This is a genomic window from Stenotrophomonas muris (assembly GCF_052751275.1).
This window is the reverse complement of record NZ_CP199879.1, coordinates 2,814,276-2,841,169: the sequence shown is the minus strand read 5'-3', so window position 1 is coordinate 2,841,169 and position 26,894 is coordinate 2,814,276. Positions and strand designations below refer to the sequence as shown.

General features: G+C 67.2%; 19 protein-coding genes. 8 read left to right on the top strand and 11 right to left on the bottom strand.

Annotated features, from left to right (window positions below; all coding sequences use genetic code 11):
* Positions 1 to 129: 129 nt before the first annotated feature.
* Entirely contained in the window at positions 130 to 1,152 is a 1,023-nt protein-coding gene (gene tdh / locus ACUVWL_RS13295; protein ID WP_032955954.1) for an L-threonine 3-dehydrogenase, read from the bottom strand.
* A 478-nt stretch (positions 1,153 to 1,630) separates the two neighbouring features.
* On the opposite strand from tdh, the gene ACUVWL_RS13290 reads away from it, so the two are divergent.
* From ACUVWL_RS13290 to ACUVWL_RS13260, 7 genes are all read left to right on the top strand, one after another.
* Positions 1,631 to 3,796 carry a S46 family peptidase gene (locus tag ACUVWL_RS13290; RefSeq protein ID WP_046429104.1) on the top strand — a complete coding sequence of 722 codons (2,166 nt, stop codon included), beginning with the start codon at positions 1,631 to 1,633 and terminating at the stop codon, positions 3,794 to 3,796.
* 199 nt (positions 3,797 to 3,995) lie between these two features.
* Positions 3,996 to 4,640, top strand: coding sequence for a histidine phosphatase family protein (locus ACUVWL_RS13285; protein ID WP_014646078.1), 645 nt, complete (start codon positions 3,996 to 3,998; stop codon positions 4,638 to 4,640).
* 41 nt (positions 4,641 to 4,681) lie between these two features.
* Entirely contained in the window at positions 4,682 to 5,953 is a 1,272-nt protein-coding gene (gene folC / locus ACUVWL_RS13280; protein WP_046429107.1) for a bifunctional tetrahydrofolate synthase/dihydrofolate synthase, read from the top strand.
* Positions 5,954 to 6,033: 80 nt separating this feature from the next.
* A complete protein-coding gene (locus ACUVWL_RS13275) occupies positions 6,034 to 7,062 on the top strand; it encodes an SPOR domain-containing protein (RefSeq protein WP_049440275.1) in 1,029 nt (342 codons plus the stop codon).
* A gap of 46 nt (positions 7,063 to 7,108) precedes the next feature.
* Positions 7,109 to 7,888 (top strand): CvpA family protein, encoded by a 780-nt coding sequence (locus ACUVWL_RS13270; RefSeq protein WP_014036126.1) that lies wholly within the window; start codon positions 7,109 to 7,111, stop codon positions 7,886 to 7,888.
* A 30-nt stretch (positions 7,889 to 7,918) separates the two neighbouring features.
* Positions 7,919 to 9,385 carry an amidophosphoribosyltransferase gene (gene purF / locus ACUVWL_RS13265; RefSeq protein WP_005408246.1) on the top strand — a complete coding sequence of 489 codons (1,467 nt, stop codon included), beginning with the start codon at positions 7,919 to 7,921 and terminating at the stop codon, positions 9,383 to 9,385.
* A gap of 9 nt (positions 9,386 to 9,394) precedes the next feature.
* Complete coding sequence (locus ACUVWL_RS13260; RefSeq protein WP_049440272.1) at positions 9,395 to 10,219, top strand: ferritin-like domain-containing protein; 825 nt, start codon at positions 9,395 to 9,397, stop codon at positions 10,217 to 10,219.
* Between the two features lie 67 nt (positions 10,220 to 10,286).
* On the opposite strand, the gene ACUVWL_RS13255 is transcribed toward ACUVWL_RS13260, so the two are convergent.
* Complete coding sequence (locus tag ACUVWL_RS13255; RefSeq protein WP_046429116.1) at positions 10,287 to 11,744, bottom strand: DUF2235 domain-containing protein; 1,458 nt, start codon at positions 11,742 to 11,744, stop codon at positions 10,287 to 10,289.
* A gap of 225 nt (positions 11,745 to 11,969) precedes the next feature.
* Here ACUVWL_RS13255 and ACUVWL_RS13250 point away from each other — a divergent pair, with 225 nt between their 5' ends.
* Entirely contained in the window at positions 11,970 to 13,223 is a 1,254-nt protein-coding gene (locus ACUVWL_RS13250) for a M12 family metallo-peptidase (protein ID WP_014646083.1), read from the top strand.
* 91 nt (positions 13,224 to 13,314) lie between these two features.
* Here the strand turns inward: ACUVWL_RS13250 and lpxH are convergent, their stop codons facing one another.
* The 9 genes from lpxH to ACUVWL_RS13205 form a co-directional block, all read right to left on the bottom strand.
* Positions 13,315 to 14,061 (bottom strand): UDP-2,3-diacylglucosamine diphosphatase, encoded by a 747-nt coding sequence (gene lpxH / locus ACUVWL_RS13245; RefSeq protein ID WP_445978454.1) that lies wholly within the window; start codon positions 14,059 to 14,061, stop codon positions 13,315 to 13,317.
* Positions 14,062 to 14,120: 59 nt separating this feature from the next.
* Positions 14,121 to 14,660: a phosphatase PAP2 family protein gene (locus tag ACUVWL_RS13240; protein ID WP_032955935.1), complete on the bottom strand. Its 540-nt coding sequence runs from the start codon at positions 14,658 to 14,660 to the stop codon at positions 14,121 to 14,123.
* The gene (locus ACUVWL_RS13235; RefSeq protein WP_014646086.1) at positions 14,641 to 15,786 is read right to left on the bottom strand and encodes a glycosyltransferase family 4 protein; all 1,146 of its coding nucleotides are present in this window, start codon (positions 15,784 to 15,786) and stop codon (positions 14,641 to 14,643) included. The genes ACUVWL_RS13240 and ACUVWL_RS13235 overlap by 20 nt, the downstream gene beginning before the upstream one ends.
* A gap of 169 nt (positions 15,787 to 15,955) precedes the next feature.
* Positions 15,956 to 18,880, bottom strand: a complete 2,925-nt coding sequence (locus tag ACUVWL_RS13230; RefSeq protein WP_032955931.1) for a TonB-dependent receptor domain-containing protein — start codon at positions 18,878 to 18,880, stop codon at positions 15,956 to 15,958.
* Between the two features lie 317 nt (positions 18,881 to 19,197).
* Positions 19,198 to 20,724 carry an exopolyphosphatase gene (gene ppx, locus ACUVWL_RS13225; protein WP_032955928.1) on the bottom strand — a complete coding sequence of 509 codons (1,527 nt, stop codon included), beginning with the start codon at positions 20,722 to 20,724 and terminating at the stop codon, positions 19,198 to 19,200.
* A gap of 175 nt (positions 20,725 to 20,899) precedes the next feature.
* The gene (gene ppk1 / locus ACUVWL_RS13220) at positions 20,900 to 22,987 is read right to left on the bottom strand and encodes a polyphosphate kinase 1 (protein ID WP_046429123.1); all 2,088 of its coding nucleotides are present in this window, start codon (positions 22,985 to 22,987) and stop codon (positions 20,900 to 20,902) included.
* Between the two features lie 4 nt (positions 22,988 to 22,991).
* The gene (phoR, locus tag ACUVWL_RS13215) at positions 22,992 to 24,323 is read right to left on the bottom strand and encodes a phosphate regulon sensor histidine kinase PhoR (RefSeq protein WP_005415460.1); all 1,332 of its coding nucleotides are present in this window, start codon (positions 24,321 to 24,323) and stop codon (positions 22,992 to 22,994) included.
* A 106-nt stretch (positions 24,324 to 24,429) separates the two neighbouring features.
* Complete coding sequence (gene phoB / locus ACUVWL_RS13210; RefSeq protein WP_005408258.1) at positions 24,430 to 25,119, bottom strand: phosphate regulon transcriptional regulator PhoB; 690 nt, start codon at positions 25,117 to 25,119, stop codon at positions 24,430 to 24,432.
* Between the two features lie 116 nt (positions 25,120 to 25,235).
* A complete protein-coding gene (locus ACUVWL_RS13205; RefSeq protein WP_445978453.1) occupies positions 25,236 to 26,882 on the bottom strand; it encodes a M48 family metalloprotease in 1,647 nt (548 codons plus the stop codon).
* Between the last annotated feature and the right edge of the window lie 12 nt (positions 26,883 to 26,894).

The window sequence follows — 26,894 nt, the reverse complement described above, 5'->3', positions numbered from 1 at the left end:
GCCCATCGGGCGCCTTTTTCAGTTCCGCGGTGTTCTTGATCCCATCTGGGGAAGAGCCCCCTTGTTGTTCAAGGGGGCGCGCCAAAGGCGCGGGGATAAGGAAACATGCGGGGGAATTGACCCTTCGGGTCAATTCCAGCTGAGCACGACCTTGCCGGCCTTGCCTTCTTCCATCAGGTCGAAGCCCTTCTGGAACTCGTCGATCGGCAGCTGGTGGGTCATCACCTTGCCGAGCGGGAAGCCGGACAGCACCAGCTGGGTCATCTTGTACCAGGTCTCGTACATCTTGCGGCCGTAGATGCCCTGCACGGTCAGGCCCTTGAAGATGATCTTGTCCCAGTCGCAGCCGGCGCCCTTGGGCATGATGCCGAGCATGGCGATCTTGCCGCCGTGGTACATGCAGTCGAGCATGTCGTTGAACGCGCGCGGGTTGCCGCTCATTTCCAGGCCCACGTCGAAGCCCTCCATGTGCAGCTCCTTCATCACGTCCTTCAGCGACTGGTTGGCGACGTTGACCACGCGGGTGGCGCCCATGTCGGCGGCCAGCTTCAGGCGGAAGTCGTTGACGTCGGTCACCACCACGTTGCGCGCACCGATGTGCTTGCAGATGCCGGCGGCGATGATGCCGATCGGACCGGCGCCGGTGATCAGCACGTCTTCGCCGATCACGTCGAATTCCAGCGCGCAGTGTGCGGCATTGCCGTACGGGTCGAAGAACGCGGCCAGTTCCGACGGGATCTGGTCCGGGATCGGCCACAGGTTGCTGGCCGGCATCACCATGTATTCGGCGAAGGCGCCGTTGACGTTGACGCCGATGCCGACGGTGTTCGGGCACAGGTGCGGGCGGCCGCCACGGCAGTTGCGGCAATGGCCACAGACGATGTGACCTTCGGCCGAGACGCGCTGGCCGATCTCATAGCCGGTCACCGCCGAGCCGAGCGCGGCAATGCGGCCGACGAACTCATGGCCGATGGTCAGGCCCGGCTTGATGGTGCGCTGGCTCCACTCGTCCCACAGGTAGATGTGCAGGTCGGTGCCGCAGATCGCGGTCTTTTCCAGCTTGATCAGGACCTCGTTCGGGCCCGGGGTCGGCACCGGAACTTCTTCCAGCCAGATGCCCTTGGCCGCTTCGCGCTTGACCAGGGCCTTCATCGTTTGCTGCGCCATCGGGGTGGAACTCATCAGGGGGAAAGCGCGGATTATAGGGTGCCGCGCGGATTTCCCATGTTGCGTTGCGGGTGCAATGGCGGAACGAAAGGCGTGCGCCGACGGGCGTTTCGAACGTGCTGCAAACAGCAGCGCCTCCTTGATTCCTGGGGAGGGCGCGCGGTCACCCTGGCCGGGACACGCAAAAGCCCATCCATGGTGCTCGATGGCGCCTTGCTCGTGCGCGCTATCCTGCGCACACGGCAAGACCGGGGTTGGGCGTCCTGCCCAACCCGCCAGTCGCATGCGCCCGGCCCATGGCGCCAACGGTCCCGGCCAGGGTGACCACGCCTCCTCTGGACGATTCCATGTGCGCGGCCGATGTGCGCATGGCAGAGCAAGAAGTAGGCCCATGACTTCCGGGGTTCGGGCCGGGGCAGGGCGGCGGGCTACAATCGAGGGTTCCACTACCAGGGGCTGCTCCATGCGCTCGAACCTGCTTGCATTCTCCATCGTCGCCAGCCTCGGGCTGGCCCAGGTCGCCCATGCCGCTGAAGGCATGTGGGTGCCGCAGCAGCTGCCGGAAATCGCCGGTCCGTTGCAGAAGGCCGGCCTGAAGCTGTCCCCGGAGCAGCTGTCCAACCTCACCGGCGACCCGATGGGCGCGGTCGTCGCCCTCGGCGGCTGCACCGCCAGCTTCGTGTCGCCGCAGGGCCTGGTGGTCACCAACCACCACTGCGCCTACGGTGCGATCCAGCTGAATTCGACCGCCGAGAAGAACCTGATCAAGGACGGCTTCAACGCGCCGAAGCACAGCGATGAACTGAGCGCCGGCCCGAACGCCCGCGTCTACGTGCTCGACCAGATCACCGACGTCACCGCCCAGGCCAAGGCCGCCATTGCCGCCGCCGGCAACGACCCGCTGGCCCGCAGCCGTGCGCTGGATGCCTTCGACAAGGCCCAGGTCGCCGCGTGTGAAGCCGAGGACGGCTTCCGCTGCCGCCTGTACACCTTCTCCGGCGGCAACACCTACCGACTGTTCCGCAACATGGAAATCAAGGACGTGCGCCTGGTCTACGCGCCCCCGGGCAGCGTCGGCAAGTACGGCGGCGACGTCGACAACTGGATGTGGCCGCGCCACACCGGCGACTTCTCGTTCTACCGCGCCTACGTCGGCAAGGACGGCAAGCCGGCCGCATTCTCGGCCGACAACGTGCCGTACCAGCCCAAGCACTTCCTGAAGTTCACCGACCAGCCGCTGGGCGCCGGTGACTTCGTGATGGTGGCAGGCTATCCGGGCCGCACCAACCGCTACGCGCTGGCCGGTGAGTTCAACGAAACCGCCAGCTGGACCTACCCGACCATCGCCAGGCACTACAACGCAGTGTTGAAGATGATCGATGAGGCGGGCAAGGCCGACGCCGACGTCAAGGTGAAGTACGCCGCCACCGCGGCCAGCATGAACAACGTGGCCAAGAACTACGCCGGCCAGCTGGAAGGCTTCAAGCGCATCGACGCTGCTGGCCAGAAGCAGGCTGAAGAAGCCGCCGTGCTGGCCTGGCTGAAGAAGCAGGGCGCCGCCGGCAAGCCGGCCCTGGCAGCGCACGCGCAGCTGGTCAAGCACCTGGATACCAGCAAGGCGACCCGCGAGCGCGATCTGTTCGTCGGCCAGTTCAACAACACCTCGGCGGTCAACGCCGCCATCGGCCTGTACCGCCTGTCGATCGAGCGCACCAAGCCGGACGCCGAGCGCGAGGTCGGCTACCAGCAGCGCGACCTGCCGACCCTGGAAGGCGGCCTGAAGCAGATGGATCGCCGCTATGTGGCGAAGATGGACCAGCAGCTGCAGACCTACTGGCTGGACCAGTACGTCGCCCTGCCGGCCGCGCAGCGCAACAACGACGTGCTGAACACCTGGCTGGGCGGCAGCGATGCCAGCGCGGTCAAGGCACTGGTGAGCAAGCTGTCGGGCACTGAGCTGGGCAGCCTGGATGCACGCCTGAAGTGGTTCAAGGCCGACCGCGCCGCGTTCGAAGCCAGCACCGATCCGGCCATCCAGTACGCGGTGGCGATCATGCCGTCGCTGCTGAAGCAGGAAGAGCAGAAGAAGATCCGCGAAGGCGAGTCGCTGACCGCACGTCCGCTGTACCTGCAGGCACTGGCTGACTACAAGAAGAGCCAGGGCGAGTTCGTGTACCCGGATGCCAACCTGTCGCTGCGCATCACTTTCGGCAACGTGATGGGCTATGAGCCCAGGGACGGCGTGGCCTACACCCCGTTCACCACGCTGGAGGGCATCGTCGCCAAGGACACCGGCGTCGATCCGTTCGATGCGCCCAAGGCCCTGCTCGACGCGGTCAAGGCCAAGCGCTACGGCGGCCTGGAAGACAAGCGCGTGGGCTCGGTGCCGGTGAACTTCCTGTCCAACCTGGACATCACCGGTGGCAACTCGGGTTCACCGGTGCTGGACGCCAACGGCAAGCTGGTCGGCCTGGCCTTCGACGGCAACTGGGAATCGGTCAGCTCCAACTGGGTGTTCGACCCGGTGATGACCCGCATGATCGCGGTCGACAGCCGCTACATGCAGTGGATCATGCAGGAAGTGGCGCCGGCGCCGGCGCTGCTGAAGGAACTGAACCTGGCGAAATAAACCCGTTGCGGTAGTGCCGGCCGCTGGCCGGCAACCCCGACCAGATAGCCGGAGTTTCCAAAACCCCGCGATCCACGTCGCGGGGTTTTTTCATGCCCGGCACGGCCCGGTGCGCCGAACGGGTATCATCCCTGTTCCGCGCACTTCACAGGATGTGAACGAAACGCGGAACCTCCTCCCCCCAGGACCCCTTGCACGCATGCGCATCCTGCTTGCCCGCCACGGCGAAACGCCGTGGAACGCCGAAGGCCGCTACCAGGGCCAGATCGACATCCCGCTTTCGCCGATCGGTGAAGCCCAGGCCCAGGCCCTGGGCGCCCGCTTGGCCTCGGTGGACATCACCCGTGCCGTCGCCTCGCCGCTGTCACGCGCGCAGCGCACCGCGCAGCTGGCACTCGGTGCCGCCCGTGCCGACATGTTGCTGACCGAGCCGGAGCTGCAGGAAATCGCCCACGGCGAGTGGGAAGGCCTGCTGGCCAGCGAAATCAACGAAAAGGACCCGTCGCGCCTGAAGGCGTGGCGCGAGGAGCCGGACACCGTGCTGATGCCCGGCGGTGAATCGCTGCGCCTGGTGCTGGAGCGCAGTTGGCGCGGCCTGGCCCGCGCCACCGAAGGCCTCGGCGAGCACGACACCCTGCTGGTGGTCGCCCATGATGCGGTCAACCGCGTGATCCTGTGCAAGGTGCTGGGCCTGCCGATCTCCCGCCTGTGGACCTTCCGCCAGGCGCCGACCACGCTCAACCTGCTCGAAGGCGCCGACCTGGACAGCCTGGAAGTGGTGCGCCTGAACGACTGTGCCCACCACACGCCGTTCTTCGGCGAAGCCAAGCACCGCGCACTCTGATCCATCCCCTCGCATCAACTGCTTCTGCTGGAACCGCTGCCGTGACGAACACCCCGACCACCCTGGCCGACTGGCTGGACTACATTGAACGCCAGCACCCGGCGACCATCGACATGGGCCTGGAGCGCGTGCGCGCCGTGGCCACGGCGATGGGCCTGGGGGCGCCGGCCCAGCGCACCATCGTGGTCGGTGGCACCAACGGCAAGGGCTCCACCGTGGCCTTCATCGAAGCCATCGCGCGTGCTGCCGGCTGGAAGGTCGGCGCGTACACCTCGCCGCACCTGCTGCGCTACAACGAGCGCGTGCGCATCGACGGCCACGATGTGGAGGATGCGGCGCTGGTCGCCGCCTTCAACACCATCGAGGCCGCGCGTGGCGATATCACGCTGACCTATTTCGAGTACGGCACGCTGGCCGCGCTGCAGCTGTTCGCCGACGCCGGGCTGGACCTGGCGGTGCTGGAAGTGGGCCTGGGCGGTCGCCTGGATGCGGTCAACATCGTCGACGCTGACGTGGCGGTGATCACCACCGTGGACATCGACCATGCCGAATGGCTGGGCGAGGACCGCGAAGCGATCGGCACCGAGAAGGCCGGCATCATCCGTGGCTGGAAGCCGGTGATCCTGGGCGAGACCGACCCGCCGTCGAGCGTGCTCGCACGTGCCTACCTGGTCGGCGCCAACGCGATCCGCGGCGGCAGCGATTATTTCTACGAACCAATCGATGCCCAGCGCTGGCGCTGGCGCGATGTCGGCCTGCGCATGGAACTGCCGACCCCGGCGCTGGCCGGCCCGATCCAGCTGGCCAACGCGGGTGCCGCCATCGCTGCGCTGCGCGCGCTGGACAAGCCGGTGCCGCGTGCGGCGTGGGCTGCTGGTGTCGCGGCGGCGCGCATCTCTGGCCGCCTGCAGGCGTTCGAGCGTGACGGCGTGCAGGTCCGTGTCGATGTCGGGCACAACCCGCAGGCGGCGGGCCAGCTGGCGCGCGCGCTGAAGGCCGAAGCGTCGGCCGGGCGCACCCTGGCGGTGTACGCCGCGCTGCAGGACAAGGACGCGGTGGGCGTTGTGCAGGCGCTGCAGGACGTGGTCGGCGAGTGGACCCTGGCCGGACTGGACGGCCCGCGCGGGCAGAGTGCTGCCCAGTTGCAGGCCCGCCTGGCCGGTACGGCGGCGGCCAAGGCCCAGCGCGCTGATACTGTCGAGCAGGCGCTGGCACAGGTACTGGCCCAGGCCGGGCGCGGTGACCGCGTACTGGTGTTCGGCTCCTTCCATACCGCCGCTGCCGCGCTGCAATGGTTGCAGGGCGCCGCCTGATCCGCGTTCAGCCAATGCCGACGCCGTCCGGTCCGGCACCCGTATAATCGACCGCAACCTCCGGACAGTTGCCGCCTCACGTGGATACGCCTCTGAAACAGCGTCTGATTGGTGCCATCGTGCTGGTGGCGCTGGCCGTGATTTTCCTGCCGATGCTGGTCAAGGGACCGGCGCCGGACAGCGGTGTGGCCTCGGTGCCGATCGCCGCGCCGGACGCACCGGCCGATGGCCAGTTCGAAACCCGTGAGCTGCCGCTGGTTGCTCCGGCCGGTGGAGCCACCGGCCTGCAGACCGGGCAGGCCAAGCCGCTGCAGGAGACGGCCGCGCCGGCTACGCCGCCGACCGTGGACACGTCTCCGGCGGTTGCCGCCGGCAACTTCGCCGTCACGTTTGGCGCCTACGGCAGCAAGGCCGACGCCGATGCGGTGATCGCCTACCTGCAGCGCTCGCAGCTGCCAGGCTTCGCCGAAACCACCACCATCAGCGGGCGCCAGGCGTGGCGTGTGCGTGTCGGGCCGTATGCCGACCGTGCCCAGGCCGAAGCCGCGCGCCTGCAGGCGGTCAAGATCCGCGCCGATGTGAAGGCAGAAGTCATCACCCTGGATGCGGCGGCAGGCAGCAGTGCGGCGGTTGCCGCCACGCCGGCGCCGACCACCAGCACCCCGGCCGCGGCCACCACGCCGTCGGCCACCAGCAACCCGGTGCGCAGCGAAAGCCTGCCGCCAAGCACGCCGACGGCGACCACCAAACCAGAGCCGCCCAAGCCGGCACCGAAGCCCGAGGCTCCGAAGCCGGACGCCAAGCCCGAGCCGAAGCCGGAGGCTGCCGCCAGCAAGCCGGCCCCTGCCACGCCGACAGCACCGGCGGCCAGTGGCGTCGGCTTCGCCGTGCAGTTGGGCGCGTTCGGCCAGGCCAACGATGCCAACGCGCTGCGCGACAAGGTCCGCGCCGCCGGCTTCAGTGCTTTCGTCGAGCAGGTACGCACTGAAAAGGGCACGCTGCATCGCGTCCGCGTCGGACCGGTGGCCAACCGCGCTGACGCCGAGCAGCTGAAGGCGCAGGTCGCCGCCAAGGTCGGCGTGGCCGGCATGGTCCGACCGCACCCATGATCCACGCGCAGGCCCGTTGCCAGCGCCGCCGAAGGAGCGGGGCGCCATGATCGACGTGGTGCTGCTGATCGTGATCGCCGCCTCGACCCTGCTCGGGATGCTGCGTGGCTTTGTTGGAATCGTCATCGGCACGCTGTCGTGGCTGCTGGCCGCGTGGGCGGCCTTCGCCTTCGGCAACGATGCGGCACGCTGGTGGGCGGCCCCGGCCGCACCCGGCGGCGAGCATTTCGTTGGCGGCTACCTGGGCGTGGGCATTGGCGTGATGATCGTGGTCGCGGTGATCGGCATGGTCATCAAGGCGATGATCCATCGCAGCATGCTGACCAGCCTGGACCGATTGCTGGGCGGCGTGCTGGGCGCCGTGCGTGGCGGCCTGATAGCGGCGATCCTGGTGCTGCTGGCCGGCTTCACCCCGCTGACCGCCGAACCCTCCTGGAAGCGCTCGGCGGTCCGCCCGGTGCTGAACCCGGCCGTGGCCTGGATGAACGGGAAGCTGCCGCACTGGCAGGTGCCCGGCGCCGATCTGCTGCCCAAGACCTTGCCGACCGACATGCTGTCCCCATCTGCATTGATGGAGCTGGGGAAGAGCGCAGGCGCCGATCTGGGAAAGCCGGGCGCGGCAGGCGATAATGGCATCCTCAACCAGGTAGTGGCGGGCAGCGGATGGCTGCGGCCCGCGAAAGCGGAACAGGGCGACGCATACGATCCGGCCGAAGTGCGCCCGGACGCCCCAGCACTGCCAGACAGTATCGAGCCGGGCGATCCGGCCAATGTCGACCGCAGGCGCGGCGACCACCGCGGCCAGGTACGGCCACCTTCCTTGTAACTGGGCACAGCCCAGCGGAGACTTCGCACCATGTGTGGCATCGTCGGAATCGTCGGCAACCAGAACGTCGCCGGGCAGTTGTATGACGGCTTGACCGTTCTCCAGCATCGCGGCCAGGATGCCGCGGGCATCGCCACGGCCAATGGCAGCCGCCTGCGGGTGCAGAAGGCCACCGGCCTGGTCCGCGATGTGTTCGATGCACGTACCATGTCCACCCTGGAAGGCAGCGTCGGCATCGCCCATGTGCGCTACCCGACGGCCGGCTCGGAAGGCATGGACGAGGCGCAGCCGTTCTACGTCAACTCGCCGTACGGCATCGCGCTGGCCCACAACGGCAACCTGATCAACACCGAGGCGCTGCGCCAGCAGGTGTTCGAGCAGGACCGCCGCAACGTCAACACCGATTCGGACAGCGAAGTGCTGTTGAACGTGTTCGCCTATGAGCTGGAGCAGCAGCGCCAGCTGAGCCCGGAAGCCGCGATCCGCGCGGTGGCTGGCGTGCACCGCCGCTGCAAGGGCGGCTACGCGGTGGTCAGCGTGGTGCTGGGCCTGGGCCTGGTGGCCTTCCGCGACCCGCACGGCATCCGTCCGTTGGTGCTGGGCAAGCGCAGCCATGCCGAGGGCGACGAGTACATCGTGGCCTCCGAGTCGGCCGCGCTGGACGTGCTGGGCTTCCAGCGGGTGCGCGATGTGCAGCCGGGCGAAGCCCTGGTGATCACCGCCCGCGGCGAGCTGTTCTCGGAAATCTGCGCCGAGCCTGCCGAGCACACCCCGTGCATCTTCGAGTACGTGTACTTCGCGCGTCCGGATTCGATGATCGACAACGTCTCGGTGCACAAGGCGCGCATGCGCATGGGCATCAAGCTGGGCGAGAAGATCCTGCGCCTGCGCCCGGACCACGATATCGACACCATCATCCCGATCCCGGATACCTCGCGTGATGCCGCGCTGGAGATCTCCAACGTGCTTGGGGTGAAGTATCGCGAAGGCTTCATCAAGAACCGCTACATCGGCCGCACCTTCATCATGCCGGGCCAGGGCGAACGCGTGAAGTCGGTGCGCCGCAAGCTCAACCCGATCCACCTGGAGTTCCGCAACCGCGTGGTGCTGCTGGTGGACGACTCGATCGTGCGTGGCACCACCAGCCAGCAGATCGTGCAGATGGCCCGTGATGCGGGCGCGCGCAAGGTCTACCTGGCCAGCGCGGCACCGCCGGTGCGCTACCCGAACATCTACGGCATCGACATGCCGGCGGCCGAAGAGCTGGTCGCGCACAACCGCACCGTCGAAGAGATCGAGGCCCACCTGGGCTGCGACTGGCTGATCTACCAGGATCTGGAGGACATGGAAGCGGCGGTGAGCGAGGGCAACCCGGCGCTGCGCAACTTCGATTCGTCCTGCTTCAACGGCCACTACCCGACGGGTATCGAGCCGGGCTACTTCGAGCGCATCCAGCAGCTGCGTTCGGACGACGCCAAGCACAAGCGCCGCGCCTGAGGTCCAGGCGTGGTCGATGTACCCGACGTTGGTGGCGACCTGCTGCGCGCGGCGCAGCAGTGCCTGGCCGAAGCCGACCCGCTGCGCAAGGTCGCGTTGACCCAGGCGTATGCCGCCGCGTTCCGTGCCGGTCGCCTGAAGGTGGCTGCCGATGCGCCGCCGCCGGAACCGATCCGCATGCCTGGCCGGCCGGCACGGCTGGTGCTGGTGCATCCGCGCGAAGTGCCCCGGCGCGGGCTGGGCGGCGTGGAAGGACGCGCCGCCTTCATCCACGCCATCGCCCACATCGAACTCAACGCGATCGACCTGGCCTGGGATGCGGTGTACCGCTTCCGCGGCCTGCCGCCAGCGTTCCATGCCGACTGGGTCAGCTGTGCCGACGACGAATCGCGGCACTTCATGCTGCTGCGCGAGCGCCTGCAGGCGCATGGCCACGACTACGCCGATTTCCCCGCGCACAACGGCCTGTGGGAAATGTGCGAAAAGACCGCGCATGACGGCCTGGCGCGCATGGCCCTGGTACCGCGCGTGCTGGAAGCGCGCGGCCTGGACGTGACACCGGGCATGATCGAGAAGCTGCGCAATGTCGGTGATGGTGAAACCGCCGACGTACTGGAAGTGATCCTGCGCGAGGAAGTGGCGCACGTTGCCGCCGGTTCGCGCTGGTACCGCTGGTACTGCGATCGCGCCGGCGTCGAGCCGCGTGCGCGCTTCAAGGCGCTGCTGGTGGAATACGCCGGCGGCTACCTGCACGGGCCGTTCAACATCGAAGCGCGCCTGCTGGCCGGCTTCGACGCCGACGAGCTCGGCAACCTGGTCGAACAGGCCGGTTGAACAAAAGGGGACGGAGGGGATTAAGTCGTTTGTGGCACAAACGACTTAATCCCCTCCGTCCCCTTTTTCATGCGTTGGGCAGCACCACGCGCTTGCCATCCACGGTGGGCCGGTTGATGTAGAACAGGCCGGGACCGGGCCGGTAGGGCAGTTCGCTGACGCCGGCATCGGCGGCATAGGTCAGGGCGGTGTCGCCCAGCGCGTCGAAATTCCAGTGCGCCGACTGCATCAGGTAGCGTCGGCGCAGCAGCGCCTCCTGGGTCTGGGTCAACGCCTGCCCTGCCACCAGCCGCCGTGCGATCGGTTGCAGGGCCGACGGCAGTTCCCAGCCGGGAACCTCGGCAGCGCTGGCGCGCCAGGTCACGCCGGCATCGATGGCATGCTGCTGCATCACCTGCAGCGCGATCAACTGGTAGCGCCAGTCGATGCGCCGCCGCAGTACCACGGCGGCAGTCACGTACAGCACCGGGGACAGCAGCACGCTGCGGCTGCCGGCGCGGCGCTGCTGCTGCCACTGGTGCCAGACATCCACCCACACTTCCTTTTCGTCCACGCCCAGCTGCTGCCGCCAGCGTTCGGCATCGGCCTGCGTTTCAGCGTAAGCCGTGGTGGCCTGCAGCATCGCCAGCGGGGGAATCTGGTAGTCGGCAACGGCGGGGCGGCGCAGCTGCTGGCGACGTGGGCGGCTGAGCAGCTTGGGGCCTTCCTCCAGCTGGTTGTAGCCCCCGCCGATGTTGGCGTGCACGCCGGGCAAAGCGATCTCGGTGAACGGCGGTGCCACCGTGGTCAGCGGATAGTGCTGGCGATGCTCGTCGCGCGCGGTCAACTGCACCACGCGTGCAGCGATGCCACTGGACAAGGCAAGCTGCGGTTGTTCGTCGGCGCGGCCACCACTGACCGCAGCCACGGTATCGAACAGGCCCATGAATCGCAGCACCGGAAGGGCAGGGGCGAAGTCCGGCGTACAGACCAGGCCGGACGACTGCAGCAGTTGCCGCCAACGCGTGGTATCCCAGCCCTGCAGCTGGTTGGCGATATCACGTGCGGCGGCAGCGCCTCGAGAGAACCCGAACAGATCCAGCTGCACGCGACGCAGCGGTTGCCGCCAACGCGTGGACAGTTCTGCAAGCGCAGCCGGCAGCACCACCTGCAGCGCGCGCTGCACCTTTGCGCGGACGCCGCTGGCGCCGATACCGAACGCCAGTCCGATCAGGTCGTCGTCGGCGTCATCGCGGGTACCGACACCTTCCACGTAGATCGACAGCGAAGGCGTGGCCATCGCATCGCGGCGGCTGTCCGGGTACAGCTGCTGCAGGCGTGCGATGTTGGTCAGGCCGTTGTCGTAGCTGCTGGTCAGCCGGCTCTGGTAGGTCGAATCATCATCCGCACGCAGCTGCGCCGGGCGCGGTCGCGGCTGCTGTGGTCGACCACGCGCGAGGTTGTGCGCGTTGTTGCGGGTGCCATCGAAGAACAGGCCGATCCGCAGCAAGCCGACATCTTCGTCCGTGTCCTGCGATGGTGCCATGTGCATTCCCCGTCGTGGCTGCGTCACGGTAGCGCGAAAGCGGTGTATTGGCGAAGTGTAGTGACGCTTTTGACCTGACTGAACGCAGATGCGGTCGATCACAAATCCTGACTTTCATTCCACTCGCCTATTGAATTCACACGAGCCGCGCAGGCCATATGGCCAAACCCGGCAAACCGGGTCGTGCTGCATCCACGCTGTTCACATCATTCAAGGAGCGACGCAATGTTGTCCAGATCGATTGGCAAAGCGGCAGGTGGCCTGGTGTTGGGTTTGTCGGTGGCGGCGGCCGCGCATGCGGCACCGTTGTTCGAGCCGGTGACGGTCATCAGCCGCGCATCGGCAAACAGTGAGCCCGCGCTGGGCAAGCTGCTGGCCACCCCGTCCACCGCGACGGTACAGGAAGTGCGCGTTGATGCAGCCGCGACTGCACAGCCGCAGCTGGAATTCGAACTGCTCGGCCAGCGCGTGCAGGCCGTGCGCAGCAAGGTTGAAGCGCTGCCCGATGGCGGCAGCATCTGGTATGGCCAGTTCCGTTCGCCCTCGGACAAGCTGACCGCGGCCACCTCCAACGGCCAGGACGACCCCGGCAATTCGCTGATCCTGGTGCGCTCGGGCGATACCATCACCGGCTCGATCCGCAAGGATGGAAAGCTGTACCGCCTGCGCCCGCTGGGCAACCGCCACGTGCTTGTGGAAGTGGACGAGTCGCGGATGCCGGCCGACCATCCGGCCGATTACAACCAGCTGCCGAAGATCCCGATGGGCAACAACGATCGCCTCGGCATCGCGCAGGCGTCGTCCGGCACGCCGGCCACCATCCGCGTGCTGGTGGTGGCGACCAATGCCGCCGTCGCCGCCTATGGCGGCAACATGCAGTCACTGGTGCAGCTGGCCGTGGCCGAATCGAACCAGGGCTATGTCAACAGCAACGTCGGCATCACCATGGAACTGGCCCGCTACGAAACCACCAGTTACACCGAATCGGGCAGCTTCGATACCGACCTGGCGCGTTTCCGTGGCACCAGCGATGGCTACATGGACAGCATCCACACCAGCCGGAATACCTACACGGCTGATGTGGGCGTGCTGCTGATCAACAACACCGCCTACTGCGGCCTGGCCTCGGGCATCGGCTCGACGGCGTCGACCGCGTTCGCGGCCGTGTACTGGGATTGCGCGACCGGCTATTACTCGTTCGCGCACGAGATCGGCCATCTGCAGAGTGCGCGGCATGACATCGCCACCGACTCGAGCACCTCGCCCTATGCCTATGGCCACGGCTATCGCTACGAGCCGGCCACCGGCACCGGCTGGCGCACGATCATGGCCTACAACTGCACCCGCAGCTGCCCGCGCCTGAACTACTGGTCCAACCCCAACATCAGCTACAACGGCATCCCGATGGGCAACGCCAGCACCGCCGACAACCAGCGCGTGCTGGTCAACACCAAGGCCACCATCGCGGCCTTCCGCTGACACTGTCCAGGCGCCGACCAAGGCCGGCGTCTACCCGGGCGCATGCACCTGCTCTGGTAGATGCCAACCTTGGTTGGCACCTTGCGATCCGTTATTCGCGCGCGAGCGTATCCAGCGTCCAGCCGCTGGCATCCACGCGCAGCACCGAACCCTGTTCGTACCAGTCACCCAGCACGATGCGGGTGCGCTCGCGACCACCGGCCTGCAGCGTGTGGATCGCCGGCCGATGGGTATGGCCATGGATCATGGTGTCCACGCCATGGCGCACGAAGGTGGCATCGACTTCGGCAGGGGCCACGTCGGTCACCGACTCGAACTGCGCACGATCGTCCTGCTTCATCTCGGACTGGCGCGCCTGGCTGGCTTCGCGCGCCTTCTGCGCGAACGCGATGCGTGCGGCCAGCGGCTGCGACAGGAACTTCGCCTGGAATACCGGGTCGCGCGTCTGTGCACGGAACTGCTGGTAGGGAATGTCATCGGTGCACAGCAGGTCACCGTGCTGCAGCAGCACCGCGCGGCCGTACAGTTCGATCATGCACGGGTCGGGCAGGATGCGCAGGCCGGCACGGCGCGCGTAGTCCTCACCGAGCAGGAAGTCGCGGTTGCCGCGGATGAAGTACACCGGCACGCCGCTGTCGGACAGCACCTTCAACGCATCGGCCACCGTGTCGGCGGCGGGCGAGGGCGTGTCGTCGCCGATCCAGGCCTCGAACAGGTCGCCGAGGATGTACAGCGCATCGGCGCCGGGCGCCTGCTCGCGCAGGAAGCGCAGGAACAGGTCGGTGATCTCCGGACGGCTGGGGTCCAGGTGCAGGTCGGAAATGAACAGCGTGGTCATGCCCGCATTCTAGGCCATCAATGATGATGGTGGCGCCGGGCCTTGCCTGGCTCCGGTCGTCACACCGGCAGCGGCAGCCAGGTCAGGCTGGCCGAAGCCAGCACGATGGCGATGGCGGTGGCTGCCAGCACATCGGAAGGATAGTGCAGGCCCAGGACCACCCGCGACAGTGCAACGCCACAGGTGAACGGCACCAGCAGCGGCGCCAGCCACGGGTAGTAGGCCAGTGCCACGATGGTGAACGACACCGCATGCAGGGTGTGTCCGGAGGGGAAACTGAACTCGTCCAGCGGCGCCACCCAGGCGCGGATGCGCAGGTCGGCCGCGTAGGGCCGCGGGCGCCGGGTCCAGCGCTTGAGGACCTTGTACAGCAGCAGCGCGGCCAGGCCCGTGGCGGCCATGTGCACCGAGGCGCGCAGGCCGTCGAAGCCGTCCAGCACCACCAGCGCGGCCATCAGCACGTACCAGAACACGCCATCGCCGAGCCGGCTGATGACCGCGAACAGGCGACGCACGCGGCGCCGCCGGCAGTAGTGGTTTGCGCGCCGGCACCAGCGTGCTTCGCGCCCGGCCAGCAGCTCAAGCGGCGTAGTGCGCATGGCCGTTCCTCCGCGACTGTGCCAGTTCGGCCAGCAGTGCATCGAACTCGGCCACCACCTGTTGTGGATGCAGGCGCTTCATCGCGCGTGCGGCATTGCCGCCCAGTTCGCGGCGCTGCGCGTCATCGGCGGCCAGTCGCACGGCGGCATCGATGAACTGATCGTCGCTGTCCACGGCTGCGCCGTTCTCGCCATTGCGCAGGTACTCGCGCGCGGCGCCGTAGTCGAAGGCCACGGTGGCCACACCGCTGGCCATGCTTTCCAGGGTCACGTTGCCGAACGTTTCGCTGCGGCTGGGGAACAGGAACAGATCGCCGCTGGCGAAGTGCCGGGCCAGCGCATCGCCGCGCTGGATGCCACAGAAGATGAAGTCGGGGTTTTCATGTGCCAGCTTCTCGCGGGCCGGGCCATCTCCGACCCACACGAAGCGTGCCTTGGGCCGGATCTGCTGCAGCCGGCGGAATGCCTTCACTGCCAGGCCGAGGTTCTTTTCAGCAGCGATGCGGCCGACATAGATCGCCACCAGGCCGTTGCCATCCACGCCCCATTCCTCGCGCAGCGCGGGATCGCGCCGTCCCGGATCGAACTGCTGGCTGTCCACCGCGCGGGCCAGCAGGCGCACGCGCTCGAAGCCCTGTTCGCCGAGGAACTGCTGCAGCTCGCGGGTCGGCACCAGGGTGGCATCGGCCTGGTTGTGGAAACGGCGCATCCAGCGCATGGCTGCGGCCTGCAGCCACGCCACGCCGTAGTCGGGCAGGTACTCGTCGAAGCGGGTGTGGAAGCCGCTGGCGACCGGAATGCCGAGGCGGCGCGCAGTGCGCAGTGCCGACCAGCCGAGCGGACCTTCGGTGGCGATGTAGACCGCATCCGGGCGTTGTTTCTGCCAATGGCGGCCCAGCCGGATCGGCGCCGGCAGTCCGAAACGCAGGCCGGGGTAGCGGGGCAGGGCGGCGCCGGGAACCAGCAAGGTGCCGGGTGCCGAATCCAGCGCTTCGCTGGACTGGCGGGGGCGGACCAGGTCGATCTCGTGCCCGGCTGCGCGCAGACCTTGTTCCAGCCCCTGCACGGTGAGGGCGACGCCGTTCACTTCCGGTGGATAGGTCTCGGTGACGATGGCATAGCGCATGGCGGGCCTCCGGGTTTCCGGCATGCTCGGGCCTGGCGATGTAGCCGACATGACCGCTTTGCGACCATCAGATGACGGTGGCGCCGGCCAGCGCCTGGGCGCGGCGGCCAATAAAAAACCACGGCCCCGAAGGGCCGTGGTCGTCATGCTTCCGTCACAGCGCGATGGATCAGAAGCGCTGCTGGTACTTCATGTAGATGAAGCGGCCGATATCGTAACCACCGTAGTACGAGAAGGCCGAGTTCGGCTTGCTGTACATGACCGGGCCGGTCTTCTCGAACACGTTGTTGGCACCGACCGACACGGTGGCGTCCCACGGCAGCGAGTAACGCACCTGCACGTCGTGGAAGGTGACCGCGCCGCGCTCGTTGTAGTTGCGTGCGCCCTTGTACCACGGTGCGTACACACCCGGATCCGAGCACTCGTCCGGGTACAGCGCGATGTTCGAGCAGGTTTCCTTCACGCCCGAATAGTAACGCGCGGTCCAGCTCGCGCCGAAGTTGCCCCGCTCGTAGCCCAGCACCAGGTTGGAACGGACGCGGAAAGCGCTGCCGATGCCGTTGGTGACGATCGGGACGATCGAGCTGTCGTTGGAGGTGCGGTAGGTCGCACTGGACACGTAGGTGGTGGCCGAGTTCACGTTGAACTTGCCGAACCGGGTGTCCAGACGGTAGCTCACGTCCAGATCGTAGCCTTCGGTTTCCATGAAGCCCGCGTTGCGGTTGCCGAACTTCAGGTTGGTCACGATGCCGGTCACCGGGTCACGCTGGAAGCGCGAGCAGCGCGCGTCGATACCCGATTCGTAGCAGTCCTGCAGGATCTGGGTCGGCGTGTCGGCGATGATCGTGTTGTCGATGCGGATCTTCCACCAGTCCAGCGAGGCGTTGAAGCCCTGGATGAAGCTCGGGCTCCAGACCAGGCCCAGCGTCTTGCTGGTCGAGGTTTCCGGCGTCAGCAGCGGGTTCGACCCGGAGGTGAACGGCACCGGGGTCGCGTCCGTCGACGTGTTCACCGGGGTGCCACCCTGGCGCAGCTGGCGGAAGGTATTCGCATTGGCGATGTCGCGTGCGCAACGTGCACGGACTTCCGCGCTGGAGGCCGAGGAACCGAAGCGGGTGTCGCACGGATCGCTGAACTGCGCGAAGGTCTCCGAACCACCACCGAACAGGTCGCTGATGGTCGGTGCACGGAAGCCCTCGGCCCAGGTGCCACGCACCATCAGCGAGTCGATCGGCTTCCACTTGAAGCCGAACTTGCTGTTGAGCGTGTTGCCGAAGGTGTTGTAGTCCGAGAAGCGGGTTGCGCCATTAAAGGTCAGTTCCTTCGCGCCCGGCAGGTCGGCCAGCACCGGAACGTTCACTTCCAGGTAGGCCTCGTTGACGGTGTAGTCACCGCCGGTCGGGCCCGCGGCCAGGTTGGTGGTCGCGCCGGTCTGGGCCAGGGCATCCGGGGTGTACTTGCCTTCTTCCTTGCGGCTTTCCACGCCGAACGCGAAGCCCAGGTCGCCAGCCGGCAGGGTCACGATGCTGCCAGCGATGTTGGCAAAGAAGTTCTTGGAGGTGGTACGGCCCTTGGTGATCTCTTCCGGGAACAGCCACGCCTGCAGTTCTTCGTTGCCGTACAGGCCATCGGCAGCCGTCGTGCCGTACGGCACCAGCGGGTTCCACGGCTTGCACACGTCATAGGAGATCGGTGCAGCGGCGGTGCCGCACTGCACCTTGCCGGTGGCGGCGTTGTAGAACGACGGGCCGACGCCGCCGGCGACGCGACCCTTGTGCAGGTTGCCGGTCGCCACCGATTCCAGTTCATTGCGGTTGTACTGGTAACCCACTTCCCAGTCGAAGTAGCGGCTGCCGATCTCGAACGAACCGTCGAACGACGCCACCGCGCGGTAGGTCTTCAGCTCGCTGGTGGTCACGCGCGGCACTTCCCAGGTGCGGCGGTTCCATGCCACGGCGGTCGGGGTGGCATACCCGTGCTGGCGGCCGAACGGATTGAAGTAGCTGTTGATCGACATCGAGCCGACACCGGCGGTGCTCGACTGCAGCGGATAGCCCGCGATCTGGCGGGTGGACTCACGCTGGTTGTAGCCCAGCTCGGTGCGGAAGTTGACGTTGTCGGTGATCTTGAAGCGGCCGTCGAAATAGACCGAGTCGCGCTTGACCGGATACATCACGTGCATCTGGTCGTTGGCGTTGCTCACGTCACCGGTGAACGGCGTGCTATCGGTGAGGTGGTAATTGGCCGGGTTGGTGGGATCCGCGCCGCGGTTGAGGGAATAGCCGCAGCCCGCAGTGGCGGTACAGCCCGGGCCGCGCAGACCGGTGAACTGGCCGTACTGGCTGATCGTGGTCCAGTTGCTGCTGTCGTACGGATGGCGATCGGTCATGCCGTACTTGCTGAAGCCGCGATCGCGCGCCCACACGCCCTTCTCTTCGGCATGCTCGGCGGACAAGGTCAACGACACGCGATCGTTGCTCCAGCCGGCGACCACGTCGAAGCGGTCACGTGCGCCGTCGCCCTGGCTGTACTGGCCGTGATAGACGTTGGCGGTCACACCGGTGACATTGGAGCGGGTGATGATGTTCACCACGCCGGCCATGGCGTCGGAGCCATAGATCGCAGAGGCGCCGTCCTTCAGCACCTCGATGCGCTCCACGGCGGACACCGGCAGCGTGGAGATGTCCTGGTAGCCGGACGTGCTGATGCCCATGCGCTTGCCGTTGACCAGCACCAGCGTGCGCTGGGTGCCCAGGTTGCGCATGTCGATGTAGGTGCCACCCGCGTTTTCACCCGCGGTCAGCGCATTGGCGCGGCTGATGGTCGGGCTGCCCATCGCGGTGACGTTCTGCAGGATGTCGGCAACCGAGCTGAAGCCCTGCTTTTCGATGTCGTTGCGGCTGATCGCGAACACCGGCTGGGCGGTTTCCACGTCCACCTGACGGATGCGCGAGCCGGTGATCTCGATGCGGTCGAGGTTGGTGGGCGTTGCGTTGCTGCCGTCCTGGGCAAACGCGGGCAGGGCGGCCAACGTTGCGGTGGTAGCCAGGGCATAGCGGATGGCCTGCCCCAGTGCGGTGGTGCGTGAAGTCATGGCGAGCTCTCTCTCTCAGGTCGTGCACAAGACGCCAAAGTGGGCGTCGAAGGAGCCAGCTGGGTTGATGACCGAGCCGGTGACCCGATAGTAGTCTCGTTAGTTAATGCTCTGTAAAGAGTTCGTATCGATTTATGTCACGGGACACCCCCATCCTTCACAAAACGTGAACAAAAGCAGGCGCTTACGTGAGAGGTGCGATACGCGATACGGTGCCGTCGTGATGCGAAGCAGCACAAAAAACCGCCAGACTGCGCAAAGTGGGGGTGCGAAGTGCGTCACTCCTGCTGTCCTGTGGACAACAGGCGACGGCGTATTCAGGCTACGAACGGACGGAACTGGATGCCCAGCCCGGCGATCCCGTCGGTCTCGCCGATCAGGTCGGCGCGCAGCAGCGGACGGGCATCGATGAACGCCTGCGGCACGATCAGCGACAGCCGGTTGTCGTCGGCGGTCAGTTCCAGCGCCGGCAGCGGGTCGTCTTCATGCGCGCGGTTGAGCAGCACCGCCAGCCGCAGCAGGGCCGCCAACCGGCGCGCGGTCAGCAGCAGGCGTTCGGGCAGGGCGTCGAAGGCGGTCTTGGTCACGCTGCGGCGATGGCTGCGCACCAGCGCGGCCAGCATCTGCTGTTCCTGGCGGGAGAAGCCGGCGATGTCCGAGTGCTCCAGCACGTAGCTGCCATGCACGTGGTAGCCGCTGTGGGCAATCATCAGGCCCAGCTCGTGCAGGCGTGCGGCCCAGCCGAGCATGCGCGCATCATCGGCATCGAGCTTCCAGCGTTCCTGCACCTGCTCCAGCAGTGACAGAGCGGTGTCCTGCACGCGGTCGGCCTGTACCGTATCGATACCGTAGCGCTGGCTGAGCGCGGCCACCGATTCATCGCGCAGGTCGTTCTCGCCGGCACGGCCGACGATGTCGTAGAGGATGCCCTCGCGCATCGCGGCCTTGCTGACCAGCAGCTTCTGCAGGCCAAGTGCCTGGAACGCCGCTTCCAGCACCAGGATGCCGCCGGCGATGATCGGGCGGCGGTCGCTGGACAGGCCCGGCAACTGGATGTCGTCGATCTTCTTGGCCTTCAGCAGCTCATCGCGCAGTTGCGGCAGGGCCTCGGCGGTGATCGCGCCCTTGCTCAGCTTCATCGTCGCGCAGATCTCGCTGATCGCCTTGTGCGTGCCCGAAGAACCCAGCGCCTCCTGCCAGCCCAGCGCGCGGTACTTGCTGGCGAAGGGCTGGAACTCGCGGCCGATCTCGGCCAGCGCGTCCTTCCAGCGCTTCTTGCTGAGCTTGCCGCCGGGGAAGAAGCGCCGGGTGCTGGCGATGCAACCGGCCTGCAGGCTTTCGCGCTCCAGGGTCTGCATGCCCATGCCGATGATGAATTCAGTGGAGCCGCCACCGATGTCGATCACCAGCCGGCGCTGGCCGGGCTTGGGGGGTTGCGCGTGGGCCACGCCCAGGTAGATCAGGCGGGCTTCTTCGCGGCCGCTGACCACTTCGATGGCGTGTCCCAGTGCAGTTTCGGCCGGGACCAGGAACGACTGGGGAGAACGCAGCTGGCGCACCGTGTTGGTGGCCAGCGCGCGCACCCGATGCGGCGGCACATTGCGGATGCGCTGGCCGAAACGGGCCAGGCATTCCAGCGCGCGCTGCCGTGCGGCGGAAGACAGTCCGCCTTTGCCATCCAGCCCGTCGGCCATGCGCACCGTCTCGCGCAGGCGGTCGATCACCCGCAGCTGGCCGAGCGTGTAGCGCGCGATGACCATGTGGAAACTGTTGGAGCCAAGGTCGATGGCGGCCAGCAGGTCGCCATCCTGCAATGCGGGCGGAGTCGTGGAGGTATGCGGCATGGGCGAATGTTAGCCGAAGCGGCGGTGTGCTCGTCACCGCGCGGCCTTCACATTTTGGAAGGAGGCGTGCAGCAGGATTGCAAGGGGTCAGATCCCTTTCCCGCAGGAAAGGGATCTGACCCCGGGCGACCGCTGATCGAATCCCGACCAGCGGTCGGGGTCCACCGGGGCAGGACTACAGCCCCTGCATCAATGCCATCTGCGCAGAATGCGGGGCTTCGTCGTGCGCCGGCGCACGCTTGTGGTAGAGGCCGTCGGCGTCCAGTTCCCAGGCGTTGAGGTTGTCGTCCAGGTAGTTCTGCAGGACCTCGCGGTACACCCGCTTGGCCAGTTCCGGATCGAGGATCGGGAAGCAGGTCTCGACCCGGCGCAGCAGGTTGCGTTCCAGCCAGTCGGCGCTGGCGCAGTACATCTCCGGCGCGCCGTCGTTGCCGAACCAGTAGACGCGGCTGTGCTCCAGGAAGCGGCCGACGATCGAGCGCACGCGGATGTTGTCCGAGACACCCGGAACGCCCGGACGCAGGGTGCAGGCGCCACGGATGATCAGGTCGATCTGCACGCCGGCCTGCGACGCGGCGTACAGCGCGCGCACCACCTGCGGTTCGTTCAACGCGTTCATCTTGGCGATGATCCGCGCTGGGCGGCCGGCGGCGGCGATGCGCGTCTCGCGCTCGATACGGCCGAGGATGCCGGTGTGCAGGGTGAAGGGCGACTGCAGCAGGCGCTTGAGCTTCATCTTCGAGGCCAGCCCGGACAGCTGCTGGAACAACAGGTGCACGTCATTGCCGATGTCCGGATCGGCGGTGATCAGGCTGATGTCGGTGTACGCGCGGGCAGTGCCGCTGTGGTAGTTGCCGGTGCCCAGGTGCACGTAGCGGCGCAGCTTGCGGCCTTCGCGGCGCACGATCAGCAGCATCTTGGCGTGGGTCTTGTAGCCGACCACGCCGTACACCACCTGCACCCCGGCCTCCTGCAGGCGATCGGCCAGGCCCAGGTTGGCCTCTTCGTCGAAGCGCGCACGCAGTTCGACCACTACAGTCACATCCTTGCCGTTGCGCGCGGCCTGGATCAGTGCGTCGACGATCAGCGAATCCTTGCCGGTGCGGTACAGCGTCTGCTTGATCGCCAGCACGTTGGGATCGATCGCCGCCTGCCGGATCAGGTCCAGCACCGCGGTGAAGGCATCGAACGGGTGGTGCAGCAGCAGGTCCTGGCGCGCCGTGGTCTCGAAGATGCCGTCGCTGTCGCGCAGCGTGCGCGGGGTCATCGGCGGGTACTTCAGGTCTGGCTGCGCGATCAGGTCGTACAGCTGGATGATGCGGTTGAGGTTGACCGGGCCGTCGATGCGGTACACCGCGTTCTCGGTCAGGCCGAAATTCTGCAGCAGCGTGCGCACGATCTCGCGCGGCATGTCGTGGGCGATCTCCAGGCGCACCGCCGGCCGGTAGCCGCGGTCGACCAGTTCGTCGCGCAGCGCCAGCGCCAGGTTCTCCACTTCCTCCTCGTCCACCACCAGCTCGGAGTTGCGGGTGACACGGAACTGGTAGGCACCCTGGACTTCCATGCCCGGGAACAGCTCATCGACGAAGGTCGACAGCACCGAGGACAGGAACACGAAGTTCTGCGATCCGCCGAGCTTCTCCGGCAGCTGGATGATGCGCGGCAGCGAGCGCGGCGCACGCACGATCGCCAGGTGGCCGGCGCGGCCGAACGCATCGGTGCCCTTCAGCACCACCACGATGTTCAGCGACTTGTTGAGGATCTTCGGGAACGGGTGCACCGGGTCCAGGCCCAGCGGCGACAGCACCGGCATGATCTCGTTGCGGAAGTAGGCGCGCAGCCAGCGCCTCTGGCGGTCGGTCCAGGAATGGCGACCGAGCACGCCGATGCCGGCCTCCATCAGCGCCGGGCGCAGCGTCTCGTTCCAGCAGCGGTACTGCTGGTCCACCAGCTCCGCAGCGCGGTCATGGATGGCGTTGAGGATGGCCTGCGGGCTCATGCCGTCCGGCGCCGGCGGCAGGCCGAATTCCTGCGCGTGGCGCACGGCGGCGGCACGGATCTCGAAGAACTCGTCGAGGTTGGTGCAGGAGATGCACATGAAGCGCAGGCGCTCCAGCAGCGGCACCTGCGGGTCCATGGCCTGCGCCAGCACGCGGAAGTTGAAATCCAGCTGCGACAGCTCGCGGTTGATGTACAGCGACGGGTCGCGCAACGGATCGTTGTCCGGGCTCACGGGGAGGGGGAGGGATCCGAGGCTGCTCATGGCATCATTCTTCGATGGAGGTCAGGGGGGCGGACTCGCGCGGGCGCACGTGGTCGGCATCGAAATGGCAGGAGAACACCGAGCCCTTGCCGACTTCGCTTTCAATCTCCAGCCGTGCGTGGTGCAGGCCGAGGATGTGCTTGACGATGGACAGGCCCAGCCCGGTGCCGCCGCTCTCGCGCGAGCGGCTGCTGGACACACGGTAGAAACGTTCGGTCAGGCGCGGCAGGTGGGTGGCGGGAATGCCGTAGCCGGAATCGCGCACCGCCAGCACGGCGCCGTCGCCTTCGCGGCGGAACTCCACCGCAATGCGGCCCCCGGCCGGGGTATAGCGCACCGCGTTGGTGACCAGGTTGGAGAAGGCACTGTGCAGTTCCTTGGTCGAACCCTGCAGGTCGACACCGGCCAGATCATCGATGCTGATCTGGTGGCGGCCCTGGCTGTGCGCCTCGGCCTCGCGGCGCAGGGTCGCCAGCATCGGCTGCATGGCCACGGTCTCTTCCTCGCTGTGCTCCTGCGATTCCAGCCGCGACAGGGTCAGCAGGTCTTCCACCAGCTGGGCCATGCGCTGGCTCTGCTTGCGCATTTCTTCCAGCATCGGGCCGGTGCCGGGGAAGTCCTCCGGATCCATCATGTCCAGGTAGCCGTGGACCACGGTGAGCGGCGTGCGCAGCTCGTGTGAAACATTGGCCACGAAGTCGCGGCGCACCTGTTCCAGGCGCAGCAGCTTGCTGACGTCGCGGGCGATCAGCAGCCAGTAATCCGACGAATAGGGAATCAGGCGCAGGTTCAGGCGGATCGCCGGATCGACCGGCGAGGGCACGTCCAGGATCGGTTCGGCATTGCGGCCACCGGCCAGCCAGTGGGCCAGCGGCATCGGCTGCAGGCGTTCGACCAGGGCCTCGCCAAGGTCGCCGGGATGGTGCAGGCCGAGCAGGGCGGTGGCCGCTTCGTTGAACCACTGCACGCGCTGGCTGTTGCGGTCCAGCACCACCACCGCGTCGGGCAATGCGGCGGCGGCGGCGCGGTAGCTGCGCAGCATGTCCAGCAGGCGGCGCTTGCGCACGCGCATTTCCACCTGGTTGCGATACAGCAGGCGGTCCAGTTCGTTCCAGACGCCGGTGCCTTCTTCGGCGGTATCCCAGCGCTGGCGTGCGGTCAGGCGGCGCAGCACGCTGCGCAGGCGCCAGTAATGCCAGGCCAGGGTGGCCAGTGCGCCCAGCGCGATGCACAACCACAGATGGCCCGTGAACCACCCCACCAGTCCGGCGAACAGCAGTACCGCGGCAACGGTGGCCAGGGTCTTCAACCAGGCAGAGCGGATGTGGCGGGGCATTGCGGTCTCGTCGTTGAGGTGCGGCGGTTCACTGGAGTGAACCAAGGGTTATAGCAGAGTTGCCGGCACCGGCACCTGCAGGTGCGCGGTGCCGGCACGACGAGACTCAGGTGGCAGTGGAGAACCGGTAGCCGGCGCCGCGCACGGTCTGCACCATGTTCTCGGCGTTGAACGGTTCCAGCGTCTTGCGCAGGCGGCGGATATGCACGTCGATGGTGCGCTCCTCCACGTACACGCTGCCACCCCATACATGGTCCAGCAGCTGCGCGCGGGTGTAGACGCGCTCCGGATGGGTCATGAAGAAGTGCAGCAGGCGGTATTCGGTCGGGCCGATCGGCACCGGCTGGTCGTTGGCGAACACGCGATGGGCGGCGCCGTCGATGCGGATCGGGCCGACTGCCACGCTGCCGTCCTCGTCGTCCTCGCGGGCACGGCGCATCACCGCACGGATGCGCGCCAGCAGTTCGCGCGCCGAGAACGGCTTGACCACGTAGTCGTCGACGCCGGCTTCCAGGCCACCGACGCGGTCGTTCTCTTCGCCGCGGGCGGTCAGCATGATGATCGGCACTTCGCGGGTCAGCGTTTCCTTGCGCCAGCGACGGGCCAGGTCCAGGCCGCTGGTGCCGGGCAGCATCCAGTCCAGCAGGATCAGGTCCGGAACGCGGTCGGCGATCGCGGTCTGGGCCTCCCGGGCATCGCCGGCGTGGACCGGTTCGTAATCGCCCTTGCGAAGGGCGAAGGCGACCATTTCACGGATCGCGGGCTCGTCATCGACGATCAGGATGCGTTTCTGCACGAGGACACCGTAGGGCTCGGTTACTGGAGTGGTGCCAGTAGACTACGGTTTGATGACATGTTTGTGACTGCCCGGCCGGAACCGGCCTGGATTGCCATCGGCCGGTCATGCAGCGCTCAGCGCCGGTCCAGGTCCGGGTCCTGCACGCCCTGGCGGCGCAGCTCCAGCACGGTCGGGGTGATCGCTTCGATGCGGGCATCGACCCGCGCGCGGCCAATGTAATCCAGCGCCGGGTTGCGCTTGAGCGCCTGCAGCTGCAGCAGCGCCTGTTCCGGCCGACCGCTGAGGAAGGCGGCCTCGGCATAGGCCTCGCTGGCACGCACGCTGTCGCCGGCCAGCTCGCTGGCGCGGGCAAAGCGCTGCTGGAAGACCGGATCGTTACCGCTTTGCGACAACAGGGGGCGCAGCATCGCCTGCGCGCGCTGGCCGGCCTCGCGGTTGCCCTGTTCGTTCAGGATCTCGGCATAGGTCAGCGCCACCGGGCGGCTGTTGGGGTGTTCGCGCAGCAGCTGCTCGAAGCGGCTGTTGGCCTGGGCCGCCTGGCCTGCCCGCGATTCCGCTTCGCCCAGGCCCAGCGCCAGCCACAGGTTGCCGGGATGGGTCTGGAGCAGGCCGGCCAGGGTCTGCCGGGCCTGGCCGGCGCCGGCACGGCCACCGCGCATGACCGCCAGCGCCTGGCCATAGCGCTGCGCATCGTTGAGACCGTCCTTCTGCCGCTTGGCCAGGTCGGCATACTCGCGTTCCAGCTCGGGGGTGGAATCCGCGCTGAGCACGCGCAGGCGCTCACGTGCCCAGTCGAAGTCGCCGCTGGCGCCACGGTTGAGCTGGCCGATCGGGAGGCGCAGCACACTGCTGGGCAGCAGCGGGTTGTTGCCGCGCAGCAGCGGCTCGCCCAGGCTGGGATCGGCCGGGTCCACCCGCTCCTTGCGCTCGCCGGTGGGGGTGCTGGTGGTCAGCAGCACCGTATCCTTCTTCATCTGCTCGGCGCGGGCCTTGGCTTCGCTGATGCGGGTGATGTTGACCGGGTGGGTGCGCAGGAACTCGGGCACGCTGTAGCCCCCTTCGTTGCCACGCATGGCCGCCGACATCCGTTCGAAGAAGCCGGCCATGGCATCCACGTCGTAGCCGCTGCGCGACAGGGTGCGGATGCCCAGGCGGTCGGCCTCGGACTCGTTGGAGCGGGTGTAGTTGATCTGCCGTTGCTGCATCAGGCCCATGCCCGAGCTGATCGCGGCCATCGTCGCGTTGCCGGACGACGTGCTGTTGCTGGCCTGGGCGGCCACCACCGCTGCCAGCATGCCCAGCAGGATCGGGATCTGGTCACGCTGGGCGCGCTCGACGCCGCGCAGCACATGCTGCTGGGTGACGTGGGCGATTTCGTGGGACAGCACCGCAGCGACCTCGTCCTCGCGCTCGGCGGTCAGCACCAGGCCGGCATTGACCCCGATGTAGCCGCCCAGCGTGGCGAACGCGTTGATCTGGCGGTCGTTCATCACGAAGAAGGTGTACGGCTGCCGCGGCTGGTCACTGTTGGAGCCGAGCCGGGTGCCCATGGTCTGCAGCCAGTCGTTTACCAGCGGATCTTCCAGCAGGTAGCCGTAGTTGCGCAGCTCGCGCAGCATCATCGCGCCGTACTCGGCCTGGCGGGCCGGGGTCAGCAGCTCGCCGGCCGAGGAGCCGATGTCGGGCAGCTTCTCCTGGGCCTGGGCCAGCGGCATGGTCAGGGCCAGGGTGACGGCGGTAGTCAGCAGCAGGGCTCGCAAGCAGGAGTTCCT